2 protein-coding genes and 1 pseudogene are annotated in these 2,399 nt (G+C 32.6%); all 3 read right to left on the reverse strand.

The window, feature by feature from the left end; all coding sequences use genetic code 11:
* Nucleotides 1-83 precede the first annotated feature (83 nt).
* On the reverse strand, nucleotides 84-551 hold the full coding sequence (locus ACEWB7_RS17145; RefSeq protein ID WP_411580991.1) for a hypothetical protein: 468 nt from the start codon (nucleotides 549-551) through the stop codon (nucleotides 84-86).
* A gap of 11 nt (nucleotides 552-562) precedes the next feature.
* The gene (locus ACEWB7_RS17150) at nucleotides 563-2,176 is read right to left on the reverse strand and encodes a M23 family metallopeptidase (RefSeq protein WP_411580992.1); all 1,614 of its coding nucleotides are present in this window, start codon (nucleotides 2,174-2,176) and stop codon (nucleotides 563-565) included.
* A gap of 128 nt (nucleotides 2,177-2,304) precedes the next feature.
* Nucleotides 2,305-2,399: pseudogene (locus tag ACEWB7_RS17155) on the reverse strand (IS1595 family transposase); the annotation flags it as partial.

Genomic DNA, 2,399 nt, shown 5'->3' on the forward strand with positions numbered 1-2,399 from the left:
ACTAAAAACTGCTCGAGGTACACCAACCAAGCGCTGGAATTCAGAATCTGAAAAACGATTTAATTTCTGATATTTCATGAAATCTATATTGAGGCAGTTTTTACTTTCGCAAGAGGTCTATTATATATAAAAAAGTTAGATATAAATTTTTTATAAGGTCTTTTCACATAATCTAATTCACTAAATTCCCTTATCCGAAAGGCAACTATTTTTTTATCTTGATAAAGTATTTTTAAATCTACAGTTGATTTTAAAGGCACAGTACCTTGATATAAAATATAAGTTTTTTGATTATTTAAAACTTCGACGCCATAACTCTTAAGAATGTAATCTCCACCAGAATATTTTTTGTTTTTATCCCCATAATCAACTAAACTTAATTTTAAATTTTTATTTAATTGAGAGAATCTACCAAATTGATCCAGAAATAAAACTGGTTCTTTAATTTGGCTAGCACTTTGCTGGTAATCATTCCAATCTATATTTTTTGCGTGACATAATAGTGAAAAGAAGCTACTGCTAATTATTACTATAGATTTAAGTATTTTCATATTTTAAGTGCCTAAATCAATTTGGTTATAAAAAAAGGAATAGGGTCAAATCTTCCTTGCAAGCCTGTACCGAGCAATGCTGAACTTCTTGCCTCGAAATGCAAATGTCCCCCTTTCGATATAGTAGTCATTCCCCTCGCATTTCCAGTAGAACCTGTTTTACCTAAAATTGTCTTAGCATCAACAACATCTCCTTTTTCAACATCTATGGTAGATAGATGTGCATAAAAAAAATAAATTGATTGGCTGTTTGTAATATTTTTTGATGCATAAGTTTTTTGCTTTTCAGGCAAGTCATCAATGTTTACTTCTAATACTATAATTTTGCCATATGCCTTTCCACTATCTGTTGCAATAGCAATAACCCCACTACATACCGCAAAAATATTTGTACCGGAATCAGCAGCTAAATCTATACCTTGATGGTTTCTAGTACCTCCATTTCTAACTTTCCCAAAAGTAGCACTTTTTACATTAGCTAGACCGGCAACTCTTAACTGGTTTATTGCTAAAGGATCTACCCACATTCCGCTGCCTCCAACAATTTTATTTTCTTGTATTTCGGTACTTGGTGTTGGTGTTGGTGTTGGTGTTGGTGTTGGTGTTGGTGTTGGTGTTGGTGTTGGTGTTGGTGTTGGTGTTGGTGTTGGTGTTGGTGTTGGTGTTGGTGTTGGTGTTGGTGTTGGTGTTGGTGTTGGTGAAGAAGTTTGCCCCAATAAAATTTTAATTGTTTCATCTAAAGATAAATTTATTCCAGAAGTTTTAGATTTATCCAATACATAATCATAAATATTAATATGTGCATCGATGTATGCTCTTAGCCATATTCCATAAGCAACTTTTGCATCGTTGTTATATCTTTTCAAATAATCTAAAGCATTTTGTTTACCCTTATTTCCAAATTGTGCAAGCAATAACATTTTTGCTCTTTCTGGGGAAAAACTATTGTTTATGAATGACCTCGCACCTCCAGCTCCTTCATGATGTAATAGATAAGCAAATTTAGCTATTGAGCTCGGCTCTGTTAATTTTTGATAAGGTAGTTTTGACCATTTAAAATTTATAATTGCATAAGCAGCTGCTGCATCAATCGAAAACTCAGAGTTGAATCTAAGATTTAAAAGTTGCTCCTCAGTAAGATATTTATTTTTTGAAGCATATTGCCCTATTAAAGATTCTTGGTTTTTACAAAGTTCAAGCCAAGTACCTTTAAGAAATTGTGTTAATCCTGCGGCATTTGTAGTGGTATTAAAACTTTTGGAATCCCATTCTCCATTACTTTTTTTTGCAGCTTCAGCATGAATTAAAGCTGCTAGACTATGTGGAGTAAATCCATGACGTTTCGAAGCGTCTATAACAAATTTTCTATATTTATTATTTACTGTATTGAGTATGAAGTTCTCTTCTGTAAATTGGCTTGCAATTATATGGGTACTATTACCTAAATCAGTTCTTTTTTGGCTATTTACTGGCTTAGGTAAAATTATAGATGGTTGACTAGTATCTATTTTTTCATTTACCCCTTTTTCAATAGGATCTGCTAAATTTTTTAAGGATTTTTTGATTTCCTCTATTGTCTGTTGAACTATACCCGATTGAGGATAGTGACTGCCGGAGACTTTCATTTGCCTTGAAGTCAGCCTTAAAACTTTTTTCCCTATTGGTAAAGTTTTATGATTAGCTATTAAATCAAAATTACTTTTTATATTTTTATAATAAACTTGGCTCTAGACTAGCAGATTTACACTTAATTTTACCTAATGAGGTTCCACAGCTCAGTTGCTAACTCATTAGGTTCCCTCATCCAACGCCATTCAGTTTCTTTAAGATGATAATCAAAGTACTCTT

Origin of the sequence: Acinetobacter sp. NIOH-H-8 (assembly GCF_046635365.1) — a bacterium.
Taxonomy (GTDB): domain Bacteria; phylum Pseudomonadota; class Gammaproteobacteria; order Pseudomonadales; family Moraxellaceae; genus Acinetobacter.

Excerpts from the sequence above, each read along its gene's own strand:
- ACEWB7_RS17145 (WP_411580991.1), bottom strand. The coding sequence starts at position 551 with ATGAAAATACTTAAATCTATAGTAATAATTAGCAGTAGCTTCTTTTCA.
- ACEWB7_RS17150 (WP_411580992.1), bottom strand. The coding sequence starts at position 2,176 with ATGAAAGTCTCCGGCAGTCACTATCCTCAATCGGGTATAGTTCAACAG.